This is a genomic window from Ruegeria atlantica (genome assembly GCF_947495585.1).
GTDB classification, from domain to species: domain Bacteria; phylum Pseudomonadota; class Alphaproteobacteria; order Rhodobacterales; family Rhodobacteraceae; genus Ruegeria; species Ruegeria atlantica_G.
Genome location: NZ_CANLZK010000002.1, coordinates 15928 through 38475, shown reverse-complemented (window position 1 = coordinate 38475; position 22548 = coordinate 15928). Strand labels below are relative to the sequence as shown.

Below are 22548 nucleotides of genomic sequence, written 5' to 3'. Positions count from 1 at the left end.
TCTAGCCGACATGACAACGCTTCCGACACCGCGCGGTAAACTCACTGAGAGCCGCAATTTGAACGATCTGACCTGGCTTCGGGTAGGAGGTCCTGCAGACTTTCTTTTCCAGCCGGCCGATATCGCAGATCTGCAGACATTTATGCGCGATTTGCTCGCAGATATTTCGGTTTTCCCGATGGGGGTCGGGTCAAATCTGATTGTGCGTGATGGCGGTTTGCGCGCGGTTGTGATCCGATTGGGGCGCGGGTTCAATGCTATCTCGGTTGAGGGAAACACCGTTACCGCCGGAGCGGCCGCGTTGGATGCGCATGTGGCGCGCAAGGCGGCGGATGAGGGTGTGGACCTGACCTTTTTGCGTACTATCCCGGGCTCAATTGGCGGCGCGGTGCGGATGAATGCAGGGTGTTATGGCAGCTACACGGCGGACGTGCTGCGCAAGGCGACCATTGTTACCCGGCAGGGTGACGTCGTGGATCTGACGCCCGAAGACCTGAATTTTCGTTATCGCCAGTCCGATCTGCCCGCAGGCGCAGTGCTGATCTCGGCCACTTTCGAAGGTCCATCCGGCGATCCGGAAGAGCTGCACGCCCGGATGTCCGCGCAGTTGCAAAAACGCGACGAATCCCAGCCGACCAAAGACCGCAGCGCCGGGTCAACCTTCCGCAACCCGGCGGGGTTTTCCTCAACCGGGCGGGCGGATGATGTGCACGACCTCAAGGCGTGGAAAGTCATTGACGATGCGGGCATGCGCGGTGCGACACTAGGTGGCGCACAGATGAGCGAAAAGCACTCGAACTTCCTGATCAATACGGGTGATGCCTCTGCCGCGGACCTCGAAGGCCTGGGTGAAGAGGTGCGAAAAAAGGTTTACGAAACAAGCGGCATCACGCTAGAGTGGGAAATCATGCGGGTCGGTGATCCGTTGACAGAATAAAGCCCTGACCGTCAGACCATAACAGGCAAATTAAGGCGACGGATCAAGGAGATAAACGCAGTACGGACCACCACATAAGGTCCGGGGACATTGAGGCGCACGTTGGGTATGTCGAGCAGGACAAACCCCAAAGTGGCGGTATTGATGGGTGGACCCTCGAAGGAACGCGAGGTGTCTCTCAGCTCTGGGCGCGAATGCGCGGCCGCCCTTGTGGGAGAAGGCTTTGAAGTAGTTGAGCTGGACGCTGGTCCTGACCTCTATGCGCGCCTTTTGGAAATCAAACCAGACGTTGTGTTTAACGCCCTGCATGGCCGCTGGGGCGAGGATGGCTGCGTTCAGGGTCTGCTGGAATGGATGCGCATTCCGTACACGCACTCTGGTGTTCTGGCCTCGGCGTTGGCGATGGACAAGCAGCGCAGCAAAGAGGTGTTTGAGGCCGAGGGCCTGCCCGTTGTTGCCAGCGTGATCGTACCCAAGGTTGAGGTGGTTAAGGTTCACGTGATGGAGCCCCCTTACGTGGCAAAGCCCAACAACGAAGGCTCCAGTGTTGGGATCTACATCGTGCATGAAGGGTCCAATGGCCCTCCGCAACTGTCGGATGAAATGCCCGATCAGGTGATGGTCGAGAAATACATTGCCGGTCGCGAGCTGACCGTAACGGTGATGAACGACAAGGCCGTAACAGTTACCGAGATCATGACCGATGGCGGTTGGTACGATTATGACGCCAAGTATAAACCCGGCGGATCGTGGCATGTTCTGCCCGCTGACGTACCGACCGAGATTTTTGACCTGTGCATGGACTACGCATTGCGCGCTCATTCCGCGCTGGGATGCAAAGGCGTAAGCCGTACGGATTTCCGCTGGGATGACAGTATGGGTGCCGATGGGCTTTTCCTGCTCGAGACCAACACTCAGCCCGGCATGACGCCGACGTCACTGGTGCCTGAACAGGCCGCACATCTGGGGATGAGTTTCGGGCAGCTTTGCGCCTGGATGGTGGAGGACGCATCATGCGACCGCTAAGAGCCACCCGAGCGCCTGTGGTTCACCGGCCCAAACAACTGACCGGTCCCGATGCTGATTTCGAATCCGGCGCACATACTGGAGCCGAACCCAAATTGCGGCTGCGTGGTATGTTTGCTGGCAAGGGCGATCGCCTCGACCCGGCCCCGTCTCGTCTCAGCTACCGCCTGCAGCGCTGGTTGCTGACGCGGGGCGTTCGGCGCAGCCTAAAGATTGGCCTGCCGGTGTTTGCCGTTTGCGCCGCAGTTGGCATCTATTTCGGCTCGCAAGAGCGTCGCGATGCGGTTGTGGCCTATGTCATCGACATCAAGACTTCGATCCAGCAACGGCCAGAGTTCATGGTCAACCTAATGGCCATTGACGGGGCAGGGGCCAACCTGTCCGAGGATATTCGTGAGGTCGTGCCGCTGGATTTCCCTGTTAGTTCATGGGACCTGGATGTTGAGCAAATCCGCGACACGATCACAGGGCTGAACCCTGTCAAATCCGCCACCGTGCGGGTGCGTCCCGGCGGTATTCTGCAGGTGGATGTCGTCGAGCGTCAGCCTGTCATCGTCTGGCGTACGCGCCATGGGATCGAATTGTTGGATGAGACCGGCGCGCATGTGGAACGCATCGCGTCGCGCAAGGATCACTCTAGTTTACCTTTGATCGCAGGCAAGGGTGCGGACGGTCACGTAGGTGAGGCCCTTGAATTGCTGACAACCGCCCGCAGCCTAGGCGGCCGTGTGCGCGGGCTGGTTCGGATTGGTGAGCGTCGCTGGGACCTGGTTATGGACCGCGGCCAGCGCATTATGTTGCCAACCGAGCGCCCCGTACGCGCGTTGGAACGTGTTCTGGCCGTGAATGAAGTGCAGGACCTTTTGGAACGTGACGTGGCGGTAGTCGACATGCGCCTTGGGCAACGTCCGACAATAAGAATGACCAAAGCTGCCAGCGAAGACTGGTGGAATACAAAAGTGACAGTGGGTAGCGAGCAGTAACGACCATGATGACCGATCTTTATCAGTCCCAGCGCGCCATGCGGCAGATGCGCAGACAAGCCATGCAACGCGGTGTTGTCGCCATTCTAGATGTTGGCAGTTCCAAGATTGCCTGTCTTGTATTGCGCTTTGACGGGACCGGCCGCCTGACCGAGGACAACACCATCGGGTCGATGGCCGGGCAGACCGGGTTCCGGGTGATTGGTGCTGCGACCACACGGTCGCGGGGCGTTCAATTTGGCGAAGTCACCGCCATGCAGGAAACGGAACGGGCGATCCGAACCGCCCTGCAGGCGGCGCAAAAGATGGCCGATATCCGGGTCGATCATGTGATAGCCAGCTTCTCGGGTGCGAACCCGCGCTCTTACGGGTTGGACGCGCAGGTCGATCTTGAGGGTCAGGTCGTGACCGAGGCAGAGGTTGGCCGTGTCCTGAACGCCTGTGATGTGCCGGACTACGGGGCAGGGCGCGAGGTGTTGCATGCCCAACCGGTAAACTTCGCTTTGGACAACCGCTCAGGTCTGATCGACCCGCGCGGCCAAATGGGGCAGAGCCTTGCCGTCGACATGCACATGCTGACCGTCGACGCAACTGCGATCCAAAACATCGTGCGCTGCATCAAACGCTGCGATCTGGAATTGGCCGGAATTGCAAACTCGGCCTATGTGTCTGGTGTTTCCGCCTTGGTCGAGGATGAGCAGGAGCTGGGCGCGGCCTGTATTGACATGGGTGGCGGCACGACCAGCGTGTCGATCTTTATGAAAAAGCACATGATTTACGCCGACTGCGTGCGCATGGGTGGGGATCATGTGACCTCGGACATTTCGATGGGGTTGGGTATCCCGGCCTCGGTGGCGGAGCGGATCAAAACCTTTAACGGTGGCGTTCACGCAACTGGCGCGGATGATCGGGACCTGATCGACATCGGCGGGGATACTGGCGATTGGGAACATGATCGCCGCACCGTCAGCCGTGCTGAACTGATCGGGATCATGCGCCCCCGCGTCGAGGAAATCCTTGAAGAAGTGCGCGTTCGTCTGGATGCGGCCGGGTTCGAGCATATGCCCAGCCAGCAGATTGTCCTGACCGGTGGTGGCAGTCAGATCATGGGTCTGGACGGCTTGGCGACCCGCATCCTTGGACAGCGTGTCCGCCTTGGCCGACCGCTGCGTGTGCATGGTCTACCGCAATCGGCGACCGGGCCGGGATTCTCTTCCGCAGTTGGGCTCAGCCTGTTTGCAGCGCACCCACAGGACGAATGGTGGGACTTTGAAATCCCTGTCGACACCTATGCCGCGCGCCCGTTCAAGCGGGCCGTGCGTTGGTTCCGTGACAATTGGTAAGCTAGGGGTCGCAGCGCTGCTGGCCCTGACACCGCTGACCGCTCAGGCGCAAACCCGGATCACCCCAGAGGCATTTCTGGATGCGGTTCTTGGCAAAACCGTCGACTTTCATGACTTTCGCAGCGGCGACCTTGTTGGCACCGAAGAATATCTCAGCTCCACCGTTTCGGTTTGGCGCCGTGAAGGAAGAGGGTGCGTATACGGACAAATCACCACGCCGAACGGGCAAATCTGTTTTCTCTATGATGATGCAGTCGAAGGGCCAGCGGTGTGTTGGTGGCCTTTCGAATATAAGGGCAAGTTGATGGTGCGACTGGCCACTTTTGCGGACAGCGAAATCCAGGAGGTGCGCAGCATCACCGAGGACGGTTTGAATTGTCCAAGTGCCCCGATCAGCTAAAGAAATGGGTTGCAGCTGACTCGTTTATCCCGCAAGATATCCACAAGGCCCGACAGAGGCCCGCGGCAGGACCTGAGCAGTTTTCCGCAGTTTGACAGTTTATGAGTCCCTTTGGTGATGCGTCGGTTGAGTGCCGCGCGCAAATCGCCTGTTTTGTGCTACATTGAGTTTTTTTCGCAACATCTGGCGGTATTTGCGAAATACTGCCGGTCAGCGCCTTATTTCCTCCATATTTTGTGGAATTGCGCGATTTTTGGCGTGACGTTTGCCGTTTCAAACGGTAGGATTGTTAGTGGATAGGTAAGAAAAACACCGCTTTGGCGGGAACAAAAAAACAGGCGGACAGAGCATGACATTGAATCTTTCGATGCCCGGGCACGACGAACTGAAGCCTCGGATCACAGTATTTGGCGTTGGTGGTGCAGGCGGTAACGCTGTCAACAACATGATTGAGAAACAGCTGGACGGCGTCGATTTTGTGGTCGCCAACACCGATGCACAGGCACTGCAACAAAGCCAGTCCTCGGCACGGGTTCAACTGGGCGTGAAAGTCACCGAAGGTCTGGGGGCAGGGGCCCGTCCGACAGTGGGTGCGGCAGCAGCCGAAGAAAGCATTGAACAGATCGTTGATCACCTGGCCGGCGCGCATATGTGCTTTATCACCGCTGGTATGGGCGGCGGCACCGGGACGGGTGCGGCCCCGATTATCGCGCAAGCTGCACGGGAATTGGGCGTTCTGACTGTTGGTGTTGTGACTAAGCCCTTCCAGTTTGAGGGTGCCAAGCGGATGCGTCAGGCCGAAGACGGCGTTGAGATGCTGCAAAAGGTCGTCGACACTCTGATTATCATCCCGAACCAGAACCTGTTCCGTCTGGCCAACGAAAAGACCACCTTTACCGAGGCGTTCTCGATGGCGGACGATGTTCTCTATCAGGGCGTCAAAGGGGTGACCGATCTGATGGTCCGTCCGGGCCTGATCAACCTCGACTTTGCAGACGTTCGCGCCGTGATGGACGAGATGGGCAAAGCGATGATGGGAACAGGCGAGGCCACTGGCGAAGATCGCGCGGTTCAGGCCGCCGAGAAGGCGATCGCCAACCCGCTGCTGGACGAAATCAGCCTCAAGGGTGCCAAGGGTGTTCTGATCAACATCACCGGCTCGCACGACCTGACCCTGTTCGAACTGGACGAAGCCGCTAACCGCATCCGCGAAGAAGTGGACCCCGAGGCGAACATCATCGTTGGTTCGACTCTGGATACCGTGATGGAAGGCGGCATGCGCGTATCGGTTGTCGCGACCGGTATCGATGCCAGTGAAAAGCAGGAAGATGTCCCCGTCGCGCGCCGTTCAATGTCGGCACCGCTGACCCGCACCGTTTCGGCAGAAGAGTCGGTGCAGGAAGAGGCTCCGGTTGCTGCGGAAGTCGCTGAGCAAGCACCGCAGCAAGATATGATCCGCGAACCCTCGCTGTTTGAAGCGCCGGAAGAGCCTGCCCAGCCGCAGTTCCAGTCGCGTGCCCGGCAGGATGATGATGGTTTGCCTCCGCCGGCCTATCAGCCGCGCGTTGCCGAATTCGAGCCGACCCCCGAACCGGTTGAGCCTGTGTCCGAAAACTATGTCGCGCCGCAGCCTCAACCGGCAGCGGGAACACCGTCGCCCGAGGCGCTGCAGCGCTTGCAGGCCGCAGTGCAGAACGTTCCACCGTCCGAGCGGAGCCCTTCGATGGCCCGCCCTGCAACCCCGCAGCCGACCCCTGTACCGCAGGAAGAAGCGCATGATCGTCCCCGCTTTGGCTTTAACCGATTGATCGATCGGATGACCGGTCACGCGGCAGATACCCCGGCGCAACCACCGCGTCAGCAGCCCGTTATGCGCCAATCTGACGCTACGGCACCTGCAAGGGATGAGGTCGATCCTGAACAGGACCGGATCGAAATTCCCGCCTTTTTGCGGCGCCAGGCCAACTGATCGCGGTAACAAAATGAATGCAGAGGGTCGCCAAATGGCGACCCTTTTCTTTTGTTTTACAGATGCTTAATGGGGTGTAAGCAGGGATTTGCCGATCTGTCACATACATGTTTCATTCGGTTGCAAAGAGTGAGTTGAGCCTTGACGCCGCCTTCCTTAACTGAGTGTCCAACACGGCCAACCTAGGCCGGACACCACTCTTCGAGGTTCACCTTGCAACATACGCTCAAATCTCCGGTCACGTTTACAGGCGTCGGACTGCATAGCGGTAAGCCTGCGACGATGGTCCTGAAACCGGCGGCCGCCGGTCACGGCATCTGGTTCAAGCGGACGGATATTGAGCTGGGCAATGCCCTTGTCCCTGCGATCTATGACGTGGTCGAGCGCACCCCGTTGTGCACCCGCCTGATCAACGACGCAGGTGTGTCTGTGTCTACGGTTGAGCACATCATGGCCGCGCTGGCCGGTTGCGGAATACATAACGCGCTGATCGAGATTGATGGTCCCGAAGTTCCGATCATGGATGGGTCTTCGATTGATTTCGTTCGCGGTATCATGGCGAAGGGCGTGCGTCGCCAAGCCAGCCCGGTTCTGGCCTATGAGGTTCTTAAGCCGGTGACCGCTGTGCGCGAAGGTGCCAGCGCATCAATTGCGCCTGCAAATGGTCTGATCATCGATTTCCATATCGACTTCGAAGACGGTGCCATCGGCAGCCAGACCAAGACACTGGATATGCGCAACGGCTCGTTCGCACGTGAGCTGTGTGACTGCCGGACGTTCTGTCGCCGTACTGATGTTGAGGCGATGCGCGAAAACGGGCTGGCTTTGGGCGGTACGCTGGAAAATGCCGTCGTTGTTCAGGGTGATGAAGTCCTTACCCCGGGTGGTTTCCGCCACGCGGATGAGGCAGTGCGTCACAAGATGCTGGACGCCCTTGGTGACCTTTATTTGGCAGGCGGTCCGATCTTTGGTCACTTTACCGGTGACAAATCCGGCCATGCAATGACCAATACTCTGCTGCGCAAGCTGTTCGAAACACCGGGTGCCGTCCGTCCGATCCTGTGTACGCCCGAACAGGCAGCCCGCCTTCCGGGGCAGGGCCTGGTCCGGGACGAAATCCCCGAAGTCGCCTGATTGGATCAACTCTGTCGACAATTCCGCGAAGGGGCGCATAAGACGTTTTGCACCGGAATTTTATGTGCTAGACCTTGGCCTAAATCGGGGCTTAACCCCGTCAAGTAATACGACAAGGATAGGCGGAATGGTTGGCAGCAAAGCGGCAGTCAGGTTCGCAGGCGCGATTCTTCTGACAGCAGTTTTGACGGCGTGCGCTGGAAAAGGCGCAGACCGCAATCAGAACCTGGAAGGGTTCACTCCTGAACAGATTTTCACGCGCGGCGAATATGAGCTGTCGCAGAATCGTTCGGACGATGCGGCGTGGTATTTTTCAGAAGTTGAACGTCTGTATCCGTATTCCGATTGGGCCAAGCGCGCGCTGATCATGCAGGCGTTCTCATACCACTCGGACAAAAACTACGAAGAAAGCCGAGGTGCCGCGCAGCGGTACATAGACTTCTACCCGACGGACGAAGATGCGGCTTATGCCCAATATCTTCTGGCGCTCAGCTACTATGACCAGATTGACGAGGTCGGGCGGGATCAGGGCTTGACTTTTCAGGCGTTGCAATCGCTGCGCACCGTGATCGAAGTCTACCCGGATAGCGAATACGCGACCTCTGCGGTGCTGAAATTTGATCTGGCCTTTGACCATCTGGCTGGCAAAGAGATGGAAATTGGGCGCTACTATCTGCGCCAGGACCATTATACTGCAGCCATTAACCGGTTCCGTGTGGTGGTTGAGGATTTCCAAACTACATCTCACACTGCCGAAGCTCTGTACCGCTTGATTGAGGCCTATCTGGCACTGGGTCTTGTGGATGAGGCACAGTCGGCAGGGGCCATTCTTGGGTACAACTATCAATCGTCCGAATGGTACGATGCGGGCTATTCGCTGCTGACGTCACGCGGGTTGGATCTCAAGAGCCGTGGCAACAACTGGCTCAGCACGATCTACCGTCAGACCGTCAAAGGTGAGTGGTTGTAATCGCCATGGCCAATGGGGTGGGACGCTAAGACCCGATGCTGCGCGCCCTCGATATCCGTGACATGCTGATCATCGACCGGCTGGAACTGACGTTTCAGCCGGGCCTGAATGCGTTGACCGGTGAAACCGGTGCGGGCAAATCGATTCTTCTGGATTCGCTGGGGTTTGTTCTGGGCTGGCGTGGCCGGGCTGAACTGGTCCGTCAGGGCGCCGCCCAGGGTGAAGTCGTGGCCGAGTTCGAATTAGACGAAGACCATCCTGCACATGCAATTCTGGCCGAGGCGGGCCTGCCCGGCGGAGAGGAACTGATCCTGCGGCGGGTGAATACGGCCGAGGGGCGCAAGACCGCGTGGGTCAATGATCGCCGTTGTTCGGGCGAGGTGCTGCGCGCATTGTCCGAGACCCTGATCGAACTGCATGGTCAACACGATGATCGCGGCCTGTTGAACCCGCGCGGTCACCGGACATTGCTGGATGATTACGCCGGGGTCGGTGGCCATCTTGCAACGGTGCGGTCGGCCTGGTCCGAGATGTCACGTGCGCGTAAAGTTCTTGCTCAAACGGAATCGACCCTTGCGGCGATGCGCGCGGAAGAGGAATTTCTGAGGCATTCGGTATCCGAGCTTGATCAGCTGGACCCGCAACCCGGTGAGGACGCCGAGCTCGATGCCCGCCGTCGCATGATGCAAGGGGCTGAACGTATCCGCGATGATGTCGCTCGGGCTTTCTCTCTGCTTGGCGGGGACGGGGCTGAAAGCGCAATGGCGGACGCTGTGCGTTGGCTCGAAGGCGTCTCGGACAATGCCGGTGGCCAATTGGAGGCACCAATCGCGGCCCTGGGGCGCGCCCTGATCGAATTGGGTGAGGCGCAGGACGGTGTCGATGCTTGTCTGCAGAAATTGGATTTCAATCCGGCGGAATTGGAGCAGGCCGAAGAACGCCTGTTCGCCATCCGCGCACTGGCTCGTAAGCATGATGTCGTGCCTGATGATCTGGGCACCTTTGCTGAAACTTTGCGTGACCGTTTGAACCGGCTTGACGCTGGCGACGCTGATCTGGCCGATCAGCGGGCAGCGGTAGACGCCGCTCAGACCGCATATGACGACGCAGCGGCCAAGCTAAGTGCTGTGCGACAGAAGGCAGCCGGTCAGCTGGATGCCGCCGTGATGACCGAACTCGCCCCGTTGAAGATGGAGCGCGCTGTGTTCCAAACCGAAATTACAGCCGCGGATCCCGGTCCCGATGGAATTGACGCAGTAGCTTTCACAGTTGCCACCAACCCCGGCGCACCTTCTGGTCCGCTGAACAAAATCGCCTCGGGCGGCGAACTCAGTCGGTTTCTTCTGGCGCTCAAGGTCTGCCTGACCGGGAATGACAGCGCGCGCACGATGATTTTTGATGAGATAGACCGGGGCGTTGGTGGTGCAACTGCCGATGCGGTCGGGCGGCGTCTGGCGGCGCTGGCGCAGGGCGGGCAGGTGCTGGTTGTGACGCACTCACCGCAGGTGGCGGCCCGCGCGGCGCATCACTGGCGGGTGCAAAAACACGTCACCGACGGGCAGACCCTTTCTACCGTTGTTCCGCTGGCCGAACCCGACCGCGTGGATGAAATTGCCCGTATGGTCGCCGGTGACACGATCACAAACGAGGCGCGTGCTGCCGCCCGAGCCCTTTTGCAGGCCTGAGGCAATTCTGCCGCTTTCGCGTGTTCAATCCGTCGCGATCCCACTTTTATAAGGGCGCTCCGTGGCTTACTAAGGGGAAAGACGTGATCCCCGAGGGCCAATGACCCAATCAACCCGCACTGTTCTGCGCAACCAGCTCAATCAGGCTTTGGCCGCGATCAAGGACGCTTGGCGGGTGATGCGGCGGCGTGGGCCTAGCCAGATTCAGTTCTGGTTCATTGCGCTGGCGATCGGGATTGCGGCAGGTTTCATGGCGCTGGGGTTCCGCAAGGCGATCCGGTCTCTGCAGGCTTATGTCTATGATACGGATGACATTTTGCTGCTACACAGCCATGCGGAAAAGCTGCCTTGGTTTCTAATCCTGATCATTCCCATCATCGGTGGGCTAATCGTAGGCGTGATCCTGAACAAATTCACAGATGACGGGCGCGTGCGATCCGTCGCTGACGTCATCGAAGGGGCCGCAGTGACCGATGGTCGTGTAGAAGGCAAAGCGGGTATTGCGTCTTTCTTTGCCTCGCTCGTCACGCTCAGTACAGGCGGGTCCACGGGCCGAGAGGGGCCGGTCGTGCACATGGCTGGCGTTATCTCGACCTGGGTCAGCAACCGCATCCATGCTGATGGCATCACCGGGCGCGATCTGTTGGGGTGCGCCGTTGCCGCAGCCGTCTCGGCCAGCTTTAACTCACCGATCGCAGGTGCGCTGTTCGCGCTTGAGGTCGTGCTGCGCCACTTTGCAGTGCATGCGTTTGCGCCCATCGTGATCGCTTCGGTTGCGGGGACGGTGATCAACCGGCTGGAATATGGCGACGTGACCGAGTTTGTTCTGGATACACCCGGTTCCCTGCAATTCTACGTGGAATTGCCCGCCTTCCTGCTACTTGGCCTAATCTGCGGACTGGTTTCGCTTCTGCTCATGCGGTCGATCTTTTTTGCCGAAGATATCGGCAACCATATCCAGAACCGTCTTGCCTTGCCTGGCTGGCTGCGCCCAGCTGTTTCAGGCGCGATGTTGGGGCTGCTGGCGATCTGGTTCCCGCATATCATCGGCGTCGGGTATGAGACGACAATCCGAGCCTTGGCTGGTGACCTGACCCTGAGTTTTGCCATCTTGTTTGCCGTGATCAAGACAGTTGCCGTGGCGATCACCATGGGCGGGCGCATGGGCGGCGGGGTGTTTTCCCCATCGCTGATGATCGGGGCGTTGACCGGGCTGGCCTTTGGCCTGATCGCAACCGGGCTGCTGCCAGATGTTTCTGGCACCCATACGCTCTATGCCTTTGCCGGAATGGGGGCCGTTGCTGCCGCGGTTCTGGGGGCACCGATTTCGACCACGATGATCGTCTTTGAACTGACCGGAGACTGGCAGATCGGTCTGGCCGTTATGGTTTCGGTGTCGATGTCGACAGCGCTGGCCTCGCGTCTTGTGGATCGGTCCTTCTTCTTGACCCAGCTGGAACGTCGTAACGTGCATCTGGCCGCCGGGCCGCAAGCCTATCTGCTGGCGATGCTGCGAACCGGGGCGGTCATGCGCCCCTTGGGCGACTCGCGTTCGATCACGAAAGAACAGGCGGTCGAATTGATCGAACAAGGGCTTTGTGTTCAGGCTAGCGCTACGCTAGAGGCAGCGATGCCCTATTTCGACAGGGATGACATCCCCTGTATTCCGGTGGTGATTGTCGAAGAGGACGGCAGTGAAAACCCGGTCGGAGCGCTTTACCACGTTGATGCACTGAAGGCGTATAACCGCGCCTTGGCTGCCACGGCGGCTGAAGAACATTCTTAGCGTTTATAAACTGTTGCGGTATCGCCCAGGTAGTTGTCCCAAGCAAACCAGTACGAAATATGGCCTGCGACCCGGGGTAATTCTACACCTCCTGGTCCAACCAGCGCCTCTTCGGTCATGGTCCACTTCTGACCCGTTTCATCCACCAAATCGCTGCCAGACGCAGCGAACTTGTGGGATGCGCGTTCATAAGCTCGCACTGTGCGCTTTTCGTCGTTTCCGATAAGCACCAGCGGCCGGTTGGCGATGGCGTCGTTGATTACCCGGCTCCTGCCGAACGCATCCAGGGGCCATGCCCGCGCCGCACCAAATTGCCGGATGGCGAAAACATAGTCTTTCTGCCTGTGGCTGGACTGATCGACCAGCGCCGGGAACATCAATTCGGACGAAGCGAAATACTCCCGATACACGACACCCGACCCATAATTCCGCCGGTGACCGGTGTTCATTGAAAGGACTTTCGTCTTGGTATGCGATGCTTTCCAACTTTGCCATGTGGTGATGACCACCGGGCGTTGTTTCAACTCGATACCACTGCCGACAAGCGCGCCAACGACTGGCTTGCCGGTGTATTGGTTCCACAGGGAATGCGTCTGACGATCGAACATCAGTTTATTGGATCTGTAGAGAAAACCGGATGAGCCGAAGATCAGCGGTTTGCTGCGACCCGGCACTTGCGTTTCAAACAGAATGCCTGAACCACACAGTGTGCAGTAGGCCAAGGCTACCGGAACCCCGCCAATCACCTCATTGAACATTTCATGCCAGCCCATGATCCGCAGCGGGTAAGCCCGTTCGTCCCCGTTGATCGAAACGCCAAAGACCAGGTCATCGTCCTTAAGGTAATCTGCGCGCGCGGCAGGGATCAGCGCCGGATTGTCCAGCGATGGGATACCATCCTTGTTCACACCACCCCACGCGATCTCTTCAAGCCGGATCTTCATCTTGTCGCGCTGCAAGTACTTTGGCTTCAGGAAGACATCGAAATTCGTATCTATCCCCAGGAGAACCTCGCGCTTGAACGGGATGAGCGAGGGGTGCGGCACGATTTGCGGGTTCTTTTCCTGCCACAACATCCAGTCAAACCAGTCTTGACCAATGCTCTCACCAGTCAGGGTCTGCATGACCTTCACGATGTCGCTGCTGCGACGTCTGGCGTATCGCATACCGGTCAGCAAAGCAGGCACCACATCCGGGTTGCCGCGTTGCACGAGAAAGGCCATGCCTTGCTCAAACTCTGCGTTGCTTCCGTACAAGGTGGAACGCACAGCATCCAGCACGGGGTCTTGTTGCGCGGACAACGTGCCAGGCAACAAGAGCACGGTCCCCAATGATCCTGCGAAACTGCGACGGGTAAGTGACATGGCATCCTCTGGACGGTGTTTGGTGGCATTGTGCACTCTTGATGCCTCACATGCATGCAACAGCCCCGTGATTGGATCGTGATCAAGCCCTGTCAGTTGCGAGCGCGCTGTTGAACTACCAACGAAGACGATATGCTTGCATGTTTTCGTGAAATTTTCCGGTTAGTCGCACCCAAAAAATGTCACAGATTTTTTATCACGATGCCAAAAAACGATAATACTTGCTATGGGTCCGAAATCCTGGCCATGCCAGGGCGGCCCGGCCAGGTATTTTTTTGGTCGCGTACGAACGGCAGCAGCCCATCGCAGATCACTGACATCCATGGCACAGGCCTAATGGGTCTTTTCGTCACGACATTACCTCGACCGAGCGGGTCAGAGAGGCCATCTGACGGATTTAAATCTGTTCGACCTTAACGGAATCGACGTGGTAAAACGCGACATAACCCTTGATCTCGGCCATTGCGGCGACCGGATCCTCATAGCTCCACGCTGCGTTTTCGGTCACCGATGATTTGTTGACGATTGAGAAATGTGTTGCATCGCCTTTGTGCGGGCAGTGCGTAACCATATCTGTACGGTCCAGAAATGCCATTCCGATATCGGCGCGGGGGAAATAGATCACCGGCTCCAGATCACCCTCCAGCAGCTCCAGCGCATTCATGCTCTCTCCGAGAACGGCGCCCCCGGAACGAACGCTCCATTTACCAGCTGCTTTGCGGATCGTTATGTCTGTCATCTCTGCTTCTTCCCTCGTCTTCAGTACGGATCACTCCTCTGCCCGGTTTATGTGACAGTCCAGTGTCAGATCGGCGCAGTTGCGGCATCCAACCACAGTTGAGCGTCGTCGCCCAGCCTTGGGCGGACTTTTTCCGCAACGTCGCGGTGGTATGCGTTAAGCCACGCGCGTTCTTCTGTCGTTAGCATATCGACTACAATCAGCCGCCGGTCAATTGGAACGTATGTGAGAGTCCGCCAGTTCAGCATCGCACGCTCGGTGTCAGCGGTGGGCAGCGCCGGGGCATCTTGAACCACAACAAGGTTCTCGATCCGAATACCGAACGCGCCTTCGCGATAATATCCCGGCTCGTTAGACAGGATCATCCCCGGCTCCAGCGGAACATGGCTGACCTTCGACAAGCGCTGCGGCCCTTCATGGACGCTCAGATACGCGCCGACGCCATGGCCGACCCCGTGATTGAAATCCTGGCCCGCTGCCCACAAAGGGGCGCGTGCGATGCATTCGATATCTCGTCCGGCCAGCCCGGCGGGCCAGCGCAGCATGGACAGATCGATCATCCCTTTCAGCACGCGGGTAAAGCAGGCTTTTTCCTGATCGCCTACTTCCCCTATCGCAATGGTGCGGGTGATGTCGGTTGTGCCATCCAGATACTGCCCACCGCTATCCAAAACCAACAGGTGGCCTTTCTCCAGCCGGCTGTCGGTTTCTTCGGTCACCCGGTAATGCATGATCGCGCCGTTGGGCCCGGTGCCCGCAATCGTGTCGAACGAGATATCCTGTAGCGCGTTATCCCGGCAGCGGTTTTCCTCAAGCTGCGTCACCACCTGAGTTTCCGTCACTGTGCCTGCGGCCTGTGCGTCCAACCAGCACAAGGTTTCAATAACGGCCACCGCGTCACGAAGATGCGCCTCAGCACTGCCTGCGATTTCGGCGGGGTTCTTGCGAGCTTTGGGCAGGGCACAGGGATCACCTGCATCCATCATTCTGTCACCCAGCACATCCGCAACTGCCTGCGGCAGGGTTCCCAAATCAACTTGAACCGCGCCGTCCAGATCCGCGGCCGCATCCAAAAAAGACCGAGGGTCGTGAACCTGAACATGGTTGCCAAGATGATCGTCCAACCCGACTAGCTTTTGCGCAGCCATGAACAGATCAACCCGGCCATCGGTTTTCAGAATGGCAAACCCATGTGCCACCGGGTTGTACCCGATATCTGATCCGCGAATGTTAAGCAGCCACATGATCGAATCCGGCAATGTAATGATGGCCGCATCACACCCGTTCTGCTTTAGATCCTCCGCCATCCGCGCAATTTTGCTGACGGCTGTTTCCCCTGCGAACTCAATCGGATGCGTCTTAACCGGGTTCATCGGGGCGTCCGGCTGATCCGGCCACACCCGATCTACCAGATTGTCACACCGAACCAGCTCGATGCCGCTCGCGTTCAACTCTTTCTTCAGGCTGGAAATCTGCCCAGCTGCATGCAGCCAGGGATCAAAACCAACCTTTCCGCCGCTCGGCAGTTGTTCCTTGAGCCAGGCGCTAAGGCTTGTTTCGGGCCAGGGTACGGGCGTGAATTCTTCCGCCACTTGCGCCTTGACCTGGGTGCGGTATCGGCCGTCGATGAATACACCCGCAATTTCGGACAATGCCGCACAGAAGCCGGCCGAACCGGTAAAGCCCGTCAGCCATGCCAGCCGTTCATCGCGTGTGGCCACATACTCGCCCTGATGCGCATCTGCGCGTGGGATCAGAAAACCGTCCAACCCATCCTGCGCCATCTGGGATCGCAAAGCGGCCAGTCTGGGCGGTCCCTGTTCCGGACGTGCAGTGACTGCAAAGGACTGAAACATGTGACACCTCTCGTAAACGGGGGGCAGTCCCCTTCATCTTTTGAAAAATACTCCTGCCGGAGGCAGGGCCAGCGTCAGCTGGCCCTTTTCATCCCCATTACGCGTGCACGTGCCCGAGGATCGCTGTCGAACAATGCCGCCAACTGTTCAGTCATCGCACCTGCCAGCTGTTCGACATCCGTGATTGTTACCGCGCGATCGTAGTATCGGGTTACATCGTGGCCGATACCAATGGCCAAAAGCTCGACCATCTTGCGTTTTTCGACCATCCCAATCACGTCGCGCAGGTGTTTTTCCAGGTAATTCGCGGGGTTAACGCTGAGCGTTGAATCATCAACCGGCGCACCGTCCGAGATCACCATCAGGATTTTGCGCTGCTCGCGTCGCGCAAGCATCCGGCGATGCGCCCATTCCAGTGCTTCGCCATCGATGTTCTCTTTCAGCAGGCCTTCTTTCATCATCAAACCCAAGTTGGGTCGCGCTCGACGCCACGGGGCATCCGCACCTTTGTAGATGATGTGACGCAGATCGTTCAGACGCCCCGGCTGTTGCGGGCGGCCGTCATTCAGCCATGCCTCACGTGCCTGGCCGCCTTTCCAAGCGCGCGTAGTAAAGCCAAGGATTTCGACTTTCACGTTGCAACGTTCCAGCGTCCGGGCCAGAACATCGGCACAGATCGCCGCGATCGAGATCGGGCGACCGCGCATTGAGCCCGAGTTATCCAGCAGCAGCGTCACCACTGTATCGCGGAACTCGGTGTCTTTCTCGACCTTGAAGCTCAGCGGCGTGGTCGGGTTGGCCACAACACGCGCCAGACGACCGGCATCCAGAATGCCTTCCTCGCGGTCAAACTCCCAAGAACGGTTCTGTTGCGCCTGCAATCGGCGCTGCAGTTTGTTCGCCAGACGGCTGACGGCACCCTTAAGCGGCTCAAGCTGCTGATCCAGATAGGCGCGCAGCCGTTCTAATTCAGCAGGCTCGGCCAAATCCTCGGCTGCGATCTCTTCGTCGAAGGTGCCAAGGTAAACCTTGTAGTCCGGGTCGGCCTCGGATGCAGGGGGCGGGGACGGCGGCTCCATCGGGGCCTCACCGTCAGGCATCTCGGCCTCATCGCCCATCTCATCCTCGGCCATCTCGTCCATCGAGACTTGGGCCTGAGATTGGTCCTGCTGCTCTTCCTGCGTTTGCTCGGGGGTCGCGTCGGCGTCCTGCTCGTCCTGATCATCCTGACCAGTGCTATCGGGGTCGGGCTGTTCTTCGGCGTCGTCCTCGGCCTGATCTTCCTGATCTTCGTCCAGCTCGTCCGGATCTTCGCCCAGCTGGTCACCATACCCCAGATCCTTGATCATCTGACGGGCAAATTTGGCAAACTCGGCCTGATCCGACAGGATTTCCTGCAGGTTTTCCAGCGTCCCGCCGGCTTGCTCTTCGATGAAGCCGCGCCACAGGTTCATGATGTTCTCGGCCGCAGGCGGCAGGTCCCGTCCGGTTGCCAAGTGACGGATCAGATAACCCGCGGCCACCGACAAGGGGGCATCAGCAGGCTGCTTGCACTGGTCGTACCCACGGCGCAGCGCCTCGTGCCCAATTTTAACATCGATGTTAGAGGCCGTGCCGGGCATATCCCGCGCGCCCATCGCCTCACACCGGGCAACTTCCATGGCCTCATAAAGATCCCGCGCCATATCACCCGGAGGCGCATAGCGATTATGGGTCGCATCGTCATGGTACCGGCGCTGCAACGCCAAAGCATCCGCCGTACCGCGCGCCAGCAAAACCTCTTCGCGAGTCATGCGCCGAGAAACCTGCGGCAAACGCATCGACTCGCCCGACAGACCCGAGGGGTCGACAGTATAGCTCACTGATAATTCGGGATCATCGGCCATCACCTTGGTGGCTTCGGCCAAGGCTTTCTTGAACGGATCGGCGGGGTTGTCGTTTGCTTTAGACAATGAACGTACTCCAGATCATTGCTGCCGAGAAAAGCACTAAGCATTCCCAGCGCAGCCGTGTCAGGTGGACATGCTGCGGCGCCGTCATTTCTGAAGGCGCCGTCTTTTTCCAATCTACTTTGTCAAAAAGCCAAGCTGAATCAAGAACAACCCAGATAGATGCTATGACAAAGAAGATTATCACCCCAAGCTCACACTCGCCGCGCTTTCCGGCAGTTCCTCGTCGAAGCAACGCTGATAGAACTCGGCCACGGTCTGGCGTTCCAGCTCATCACACTTGTTCAAGAAGGACAGGCGGAAGGCGTAGCCGACGTCGCGGAAGATCTCGGCGTTTTGGGCCCAGTTGATCACGGTCCGGGGCGACATGACAGTCGACAGGTCGCCGTTCATGAAGGCAGTCCGGGTCAGGTCGGCGACGGTGACCATCTGGCTGACGGTCTTGCGGCCCTTTTCGGTGTTGTAATGCGGCGCCTTGGACAGAACGATCATCGTCTCAGCGTCATGGCTTAGGTAGTTCAGCGTCGAGACCAGCGACCAGCGGTCCATCTGTGCCTGGTTGATCTGCTGCGTGCCGTGGTAGAGGCCGGTAGTGTCGCCCAGACCGACGGTGTTCGCGGTGGCAAACAGGCGGAAGTTCGGGTTCGGCGTGATAATCTCGTTCTGGTCCAGCAAGGTCAGCTTACCGTCATGTTCCAGAACACGCTGGATCACGAACATCACGTCCGCACGACCTGCGTCGTATTCGTCGAAAACGATGGCAACGGGGTTGCGCAGCGCCCAGGGCAGGATGCCTTCGTGGAACTCGGTCACCTGTTTGCCATCACGCAGCTTGATCGCGTCCTTACCGATCAAGTCGATCCGGCTGATGTGGCTGTCGAGGTTCACACGGACGGCGGGCCAGTTCAGCCGGGCTGCGACCTGTTCAATATGGGTCGATTTGCCTGTGCCGTGATAGCCTTGGATCATCACACGACGATTGTGCGAGAAGCCTGCCAAAATGGCCAGCGTGGTTTCCGGGTCAAACTTGTAGGTAGGGTCGATCGCGGGTACGCGGTCACTGCGGTCAGCAAAGCCCTTGATCGCCATGTCGGTTTCAATACCGAACACGTCACGGACCGAAATTTCTTCGGTGGGTTTTGCGTTTACGTCGATCGATCCGTCAGCCATTCGCCTTGTCCTTATCCTTTGCCCCGCGTTGCCGGGTTTGAACTCGTGTGTGGTGCAACATATTGCGGGCAAGGGCAAGGGAAAGCCGTGCTGGTAGGTACTTAGGCGGATGTTTCTTTGAAACTGGCCTTATCGACGTTGCGTCCAATGGCTCGAGCTAATCTTTCAAATCTTGGACAGCTCGAATTTTGGGTCCAGAACGCCGCCACACAGTCCCGTGAAGCATTAACATTGCAATAATAATATATGATGAGTTAAATATGCATATATGATTGTGCAAAAGCGGTTCCCGGTTTTGTTTTTTATGAGTGTAGGTACAAATGTCGTTAGTAATCTCAGGTCCGACTTCTATCTCGATCCCCAGTGGGTCGACCTCGGTTATGGAGCAGTATACCACGACCAAAGCTGTGACTTGGAGCGTGACCGTAACTGGCGATGGTGGATTGGATCCATCAGACTACACTGTTTCGATTTCACCTAGTGGAGTTTTGACGGTTGAGCTAACTGAGGGGGCAGACATTCCCCCGAATACGCAACTCACGGTTCTAATACGCGCGACGACGGGGAACCCGGGAAATGGTAACAATGCCTCTCTCAGTGTGACAGTCGACCTTCCTGCCGGAACAGTGCCATGTTTCGTAAAGGGAACTTTGATTGAAACCGGGAAAGGTCCTTGCCCCGTCGAAGAACTATCGGTTGGGGACAAAGTTCGTGTTTCCAGCGGTGCGCTGTTGCCTATCCTTTGGATTGGCAAAAAGACCATGAGCGCAGAAGCGTTGCAGCGAAACCCGCGATTGCGCCCTGTTTGCATCCAGAAAGGGGCAATCGGAGACGGTTTGCCTGATCGTGATTTATACGTGTCCCCACAGCATAGGATTGTTCTCGAAGGGTGGCGCGCCGAATTGCTGTTTGGAGAGTCCAGAGTTTTTGCTGCGGCAATTCATTTGGTCAATGACAAAACAATTCGACAAGTGCGGCCCGATGAGGCCGTGACGTATTTCCACGTTGCCTGTGATCGCCATGCGATACTGATTTCGCATGGTTTGCCGACAGAAAGCTTATTTCTGGGCGACATGGCGCTTTTGTCATTCGATCGCGAAGATGTCGTGGAGCTTGGTATGCTATTCCCGGATCGTTTTAGCCCTAAACCCACTTTGGAACAAACTCGCGTGCGGTGCCTAAAACGCCCCGAAACAAAGGCTCTTTTGCGCATGTACGGTCGTCGATAAGCCGACTACCTAAAGTTCCGGCTGTCCTTGATCTGATCCCACGCCCAGACGACCTCTTGCAACTGCTCTTCCTGGGATCGGTCGCCGCCGTTCATGTCGGGGTGCAGTACCTTGATCAGCTTTTTGTACGCTTTGCGCACCTCGGCCTTGGTCCAGCTGTCATTGGCTTCCAGAATTTCGATCGCACGGCGTTCCGTGGGGGGCAGGCGACGACCGCCACCACCAGTGGTGCGCCCTTTGTTCTGCGTGCTGTTTGCTCCCAGCACCTGATGCGGGTCTTCGATGCCCAGACGCGCCCATGCACGCGCTTCTGGATCGCCCATCGGCTTGGTCTCGCGCTCCCACACTTTGTCCTTGGACCGCTGGGCGTTCAGCTCGGCCTCGGTGGTGCCGTCAAAGAAGTTCCACTTGTTGTTGTATTCGCGAACGTGCTGCTGGCAGAACCAGAAAAAGTCGTCCAGCACGTCCGGGGCCTTGGGTGCACGGAACTTGCCCGGTTCTTCGCAACCTTCGTGATCGCAGATACGCGTCGAGGTTTCAGACGCGCCCGACATTCCGCGACGCCCGCGCGGGTTCTTCTTCTTGGAAGTGGATACGGACATATCAAATCCGAAGGGGTCTGACTTCACCATGTGCTCATCCTTAAGAACGCATCTTTTCGACTCGGAGGCAGCAGTTTAGTCTAAGCAGCCGAAAGTAGAAGAGGGGGGGCGGTAAAATTTTCGCCCGTGAGCAAAAAAATGACTGTTACCGACGAGATCCAAACCCGCCTGACGGCAGCCTTTGAACCGCGTGAGCTGGAAGTCGTAGATGACAGCGAAAGTCACCGCGGACACGCCGGGTTTCAAGAGGGCGGCGAAAGCCATTTCAACGTCCGCATTCGTGCCAACGCTTTTCAGGGGCAATCCCGCGTCGCCCGCCACCGTGCGGTACATAAAGCATTGGGCGACATTGTGCCCCGCATTCATGCGCTGGCGCTGGATATTGATACCTGAACAGGCCCATTGGTCGATGCCTAGGCGACCAGAGAAATGGCCCTGTTAACCGCGATTCCCTGATTCACCGCGCGATACGTCGGAAAGGGAAGCCGGTGGGTCGCATCAATGTCTCGCCGTATCCACGCTTGCTCTTCCAGGCGGAGAAGCGACGTCGAAAGTGCGCGATCGGAAATGGTGATCAGCCCGGATTTGAGAGTCGAGAATCGTTGGGGCCTGTCGGTCAGCGCCAGAATAGGTGCTGTCCAACTTCGTCTGAGTAACGCGAAATCAGCGTCATCTGGCACGACATTCACAATCCGGCTAGCGATTTCGGCCGCAGATACACCCGCTCGGGTCAATCGAAATTCGGGGCGCAGTGGATGACCGTGGCCGGGATTTCGTTCCAAAAAACCCAATTGAATCAGGTGATCAAGGCTTTGGGCAAATGCCGTTCTGCCGGCGCTTGTCGCAGCCAGTAGCGGTGCCTGTCGTCCCGGCATGCCTTTATGCATTAACGCCAGAATGTTCAGGGACCAGGCGCGGGACGTAAGCTTGACAAGAATCGTTATGTCCATAAAGTATAGTTACTTTAATTTTCGCCAAAAGGATAGTTCAATGCCACTTGTTTCACTGGAAAACACGATCACGCTCGCCATGTCCGTGCAAGACAGGCATGTCAGTGCCGAATGGTATCAGGCCAAGCTGGGGTTCGAACTGATCCACCATATTGACGAGGCCGGTTGGAGTGAGATGAAAACCAAAACCGACGGTGTGACCTTGGGCCTGGGTGAGCAGGCCGAGCCTGCGCCGGGCAATACGGTGCCGGTTTTCGGGGTGTCCGATATTGCGACGGCGCGTCAGGCGCTCGAATCCTCGGGCGTCAGGTTTGATGGGGCGACTGAAACGATCGAGGGCATGGTCAGCACCGCAACGTTCTACGACCCGGACGGCAATGCGCTGATGCTGGCGCAGGATCTTAGCCAAGCGGCAAGCGCTGCCGAGTAATTCAGCTGCATGCTGTGAAAACGCGG

At 58.0% G+C, this 22548-nt stretch carries 20 protein-coding genes; 13 read left to right on the top strand and 7 right to left on the bottom strand.

What is annotated here, in order from left to right:
- Positions 1-10 precede the first annotated feature (10 nt).
- The 10 genes from murB to QMP16_RS05870 all read left to right on the top strand — a co-directional run bounded on the left by murB (position 11) and on the right by QMP16_RS05870 (position 12233).
- Positions 11-937, top strand: coding sequence for a UDP-N-acetylmuramate dehydrogenase (gene murB, locus QMP16_RS05915; RefSeq protein WP_282151608.1), 927 nt, complete (start codon positions 11-13; stop codon positions 935-937).
- 108 nt (positions 938-1045) lie between these two features.
- Complete coding sequence (locus tag QMP16_RS05910; protein ID WP_282151607.1) at positions 1046-1963, top strand: D-alanine--D-alanine ligase; 918 nt, start codon at positions 1046-1048, stop codon at positions 1961-1963.
- Positions 1951-2946 carry a cell division protein FtsQ/DivIB gene (locus QMP16_RS05905; protein ID WP_282151606.1) on the top strand — a complete coding sequence of 332 codons (996 nt, stop codon included), beginning with the start codon at positions 1951-1953 and terminating at the stop codon, positions 2944-2946. The genes QMP16_RS05910 and QMP16_RS05905 overlap by 13 nt, the downstream gene beginning before the upstream one ends.
- Before the next feature lie 8 nt (positions 2947-2954).
- A complete protein-coding gene (ftsA, locus tag QMP16_RS05900; protein ID WP_282151894.1) occupies positions 2955-4289 on the top strand; it encodes a cell division protein FtsA in 1335 nt (444 codons plus the stop codon).
- Positions 4276-4689, top strand: a complete 414-nt coding sequence (locus QMP16_RS05895) for a hypothetical protein (RefSeq protein ID WP_282151605.1) — start codon at positions 4276-4278, stop codon at positions 4687-4689. Before ftsA ends, QMP16_RS05895 begins: the two co-directional genes overlap by 14 nt.
- Before the next feature lie 349 nt (positions 4690-5038).
- Positions 5039-6658, top strand: coding sequence for a cell division protein FtsZ (gene ftsZ, locus QMP16_RS05890; RefSeq protein WP_282151604.1), 1620 nt, complete (start codon positions 5039-5041; stop codon positions 6656-6658).
- 213 nt (positions 6659-6871) lie between these two features.
- Positions 6872-7792 (top strand): UDP-3-O-acyl-N-acetylglucosamine deacetylase, encoded by a 921-nt coding sequence (gene lpxC, locus QMP16_RS05885; protein WP_113789279.1) that lies wholly within the window; start codon positions 6872-6874, stop codon positions 7790-7792.
- A 127-nt stretch (positions 7793-7919) separates the two neighbouring features.
- The gene (locus QMP16_RS05880; RefSeq protein WP_109313100.1) at positions 7920-8762 is read left to right on the top strand and encodes an outer membrane protein assembly factor BamD; all 843 of its coding nucleotides are present in this window, start codon (positions 7920-7922) and stop codon (positions 8760-8762) included.
- Positions 8763-8797: 35 nt separating this feature from the next.
- Entirely contained in the window at positions 8798-10447 is a 1650-nt protein-coding gene (recN, locus tag QMP16_RS05875) for a DNA repair protein RecN (protein WP_282151603.1), read from the top strand.
- Positions 10448-10547: 100 nt separating this feature from the next.
- The gene (locus QMP16_RS05870) at positions 10548-12233 is read left to right on the top strand and encodes a chloride channel protein (RefSeq protein WP_113789277.1); all 1686 of its coding nucleotides are present in this window, start codon (positions 10548-10550) and stop codon (positions 12231-12233) included.
- Here the strand turns inward: QMP16_RS05870 and QMP16_RS05865 are convergent.
- The 5 genes from QMP16_RS05865 to cobS form a co-directional block, all read right to left on the bottom strand.
- Positions 12230-13597 carry a DUF3179 domain-containing protein gene (locus tag QMP16_RS05865; RefSeq protein ID WP_282151602.1) on the bottom strand — a complete coding sequence of 456 codons (1368 nt, stop codon included), beginning with the start codon at positions 13595-13597 and terminating at the stop codon, positions 12230-12232. The two genes, QMP16_RS05870 and QMP16_RS05865, sit on opposite strands and share 4 nt — an antisense overlap.
- Before the next feature lie 397 nt (positions 13598-13994).
- Positions 13995-14336 (bottom strand): DUF427 domain-containing protein, encoded by a 342-nt coding sequence (locus tag QMP16_RS05860; RefSeq protein ID WP_282151601.1) that lies wholly within the window; start codon positions 14334-14336, stop codon positions 13995-13997.
- Positions 14337-14401: 65 nt separating this feature from the next.
- Positions 14402-16192 (bottom strand): aminopeptidase P family protein, encoded by a 1791-nt coding sequence (locus tag QMP16_RS05855; RefSeq protein WP_282151600.1) that lies wholly within the window; start codon positions 16190-16192, stop codon positions 14402-14404.
- A 74-nt stretch (positions 16193-16266) separates the two neighbouring features.
- On the bottom strand, positions 16267-18144 hold the full coding sequence (gene cobT / locus QMP16_RS05850) for a cobaltochelatase subunit CobT (RefSeq protein WP_282151599.1): 1878 nt from the start codon (positions 18142-18144) through the stop codon (positions 16267-16269).
- A 180-nt stretch (positions 18145-18324) separates the two neighbouring features.
- Complete coding sequence (cobS, locus tag QMP16_RS05845) at positions 18325-19311, bottom strand: cobaltochelatase subunit CobS (RefSeq protein WP_058274350.1); 987 nt, start codon at positions 19309-19311, stop codon at positions 18325-18327.
- A 320-nt stretch (positions 19312-19631) separates the two neighbouring features.
- Here cobS and QMP16_RS05840 point away from each other — a divergent pair, with 320 nt between their 5' ends.
- Complete coding sequence (locus QMP16_RS05840; protein WP_348774584.1) at positions 19632-20540, top strand: Hint domain-containing protein; 909 nt, start codon at positions 19632-19634, stop codon at positions 20538-20540.
- Between the two features lie 5 nt (positions 20541-20545).
- Here QMP16_RS05840 and QMP16_RS05835 read toward each other — a convergent pair whose 3' ends face one another.
- The gene (locus QMP16_RS05835) at positions 20546-21172 is read right to left on the bottom strand and encodes a J domain-containing protein (protein ID WP_113789269.1); all 627 of its coding nucleotides are present in this window, start codon (positions 21170-21172) and stop codon (positions 20546-20548) included.
- Positions 21173-21280: 108 nt separating this feature from the next.
- Between QMP16_RS05835 and QMP16_RS05830 the strand changes: the two genes are divergently transcribed.
- On the top strand, positions 21281-21535 hold the full coding sequence (locus tag QMP16_RS05830) for a BolA family protein (protein ID WP_282151598.1): 255 nt from the start codon (positions 21281-21283) through the stop codon (positions 21533-21535).
- Between the two features lie 20 nt (positions 21536-21555).
- Here the strand turns inward: QMP16_RS05830 and QMP16_RS05825 are convergent, their stop codons facing one another.
- Entirely contained in the window at positions 21556-22092 is a 537-nt protein-coding gene (locus QMP16_RS05825; RefSeq protein ID WP_282151597.1) for a winged helix-turn-helix transcriptional regulator, read from the bottom strand.
- Between the two features lie 40 nt (positions 22093-22132).
- Here QMP16_RS05825 and QMP16_RS05820 point away from each other — a divergent pair, with 40 nt between their 5' ends.
- Positions 22133-22522 carry a VOC family protein gene (locus QMP16_RS05820; protein WP_058274355.1) on the top strand — a complete coding sequence of 130 codons (390 nt, stop codon included), beginning with the start codon at positions 22133-22135 and terminating at the stop codon, positions 22520-22522.
- Positions 22523-22548: the final 26 nt, after the last annotated feature.

Excerpts from the sequence above, each read along its gene's own strand:
- QMP16_RS05835 (WP_113789269.1), bottom strand. The coding sequence starts at position 21,172 with ATGGTGAAGTCAGACCCCTTCGGATTTGATATGTCCGTATCCACTTCC.
- ftsA (WP_282151894.1), top strand. The coding sequence starts at position 2,955 with ATGACCGATCTTTATCAGTCCCAGCGCGCCATGCGGCAGATGCGCAGA.
- QMP16_RS05905 (WP_282151606.1), top strand. The coding sequence starts at position 1,951 with ATGCGACCGCTAAGAGCCACCCGAGCGCCTGTGGTTCACCGGCCCAAA.
- QMP16_RS05830 (WP_282151598.1), top strand. The coding sequence starts at position 21,281 with ATGACTGTTACCGACGAGATCCAAACCCGCCTGACGGCAGCCTTTGAA.
- murB (WP_282151608.1), top strand. The coding sequence starts at position 11 with ATGACAACGCTTCCGACACCGCGCGGTAAACTCACTGAGAGCCGCAAT.
- QMP16_RS05825 (WP_282151597.1), bottom strand. The coding sequence starts at position 22,092 with ATGGACATAACGATTCTTGTCAAGCTTACGTCCCGCGCCTGGTCCCTG.
- QMP16_RS05910 (WP_282151607.1), top strand. The coding sequence starts at position 1,046 with ATGTCGAGCAGGACAAACCCCAAAGTGGCGGTATTGATGGGTGGACCC.
- QMP16_RS05860 (WP_282151601.1), bottom strand. The coding sequence starts at position 14,336 with ATGACAGACATAACGATCCGCAAAGCAGCTGGTAAATGGAGCGTTCGT.
- ftsZ (WP_282151604.1), top strand. The coding sequence starts at position 5,039 with ATGACATTGAATCTTTCGATGCCCGGGCACGACGAACTGAAGCCTCGG.
- QMP16_RS05840 (WP_348774584.1), top strand. The coding sequence starts at position 19,632 with ATGTCGTTAGTAATCTCAGGTCCGACTTCTATCTCGATCCCCAGTGGG.
- cobS (WP_058274350.1), bottom strand. The coding sequence starts at position 19,311 with ATGGCTGACGGATCGATCGACGTAAACGCAAAACCCACCGAAGAAATT.
- QMP16_RS05870 (WP_113789277.1), top strand. The coding sequence starts at position 10,548 with ATGACCCAATCAACCCGCACTGTTCTGCGCAACCAGCTCAATCAGGCT.
- QMP16_RS05855 (WP_282151600.1), bottom strand. The coding sequence starts at position 16,192 with ATGTTTCAGTCCTTTGCAGTCACTGCACGTCCGGAACAGGGACCGCCC.
- recN (WP_282151603.1), top strand. The coding sequence starts at position 8,798 with ATGCTGCGCGCCCTCGATATCCGTGACATGCTGATCATCGACCGGCTG.
- QMP16_RS05865 (WP_282151602.1), bottom strand. The coding sequence starts at position 13,597 with ATGTCACTTACCCGTCGCAGTTTCGCAGGATCATTGGGGACCGTGCTC.
- QMP16_RS05880 (WP_109313100.1), top strand. The coding sequence starts at position 7,920 with ATGGTTGGCAGCAAAGCGGCAGTCAGGTTCGCAGGCGCGATTCTTCTG.
- QMP16_RS05820 (WP_058274355.1), top strand. The coding sequence starts at position 22,133 with ATGCCACTTGTTTCACTGGAAAACACGATCACGCTCGCCATGTCCGTG.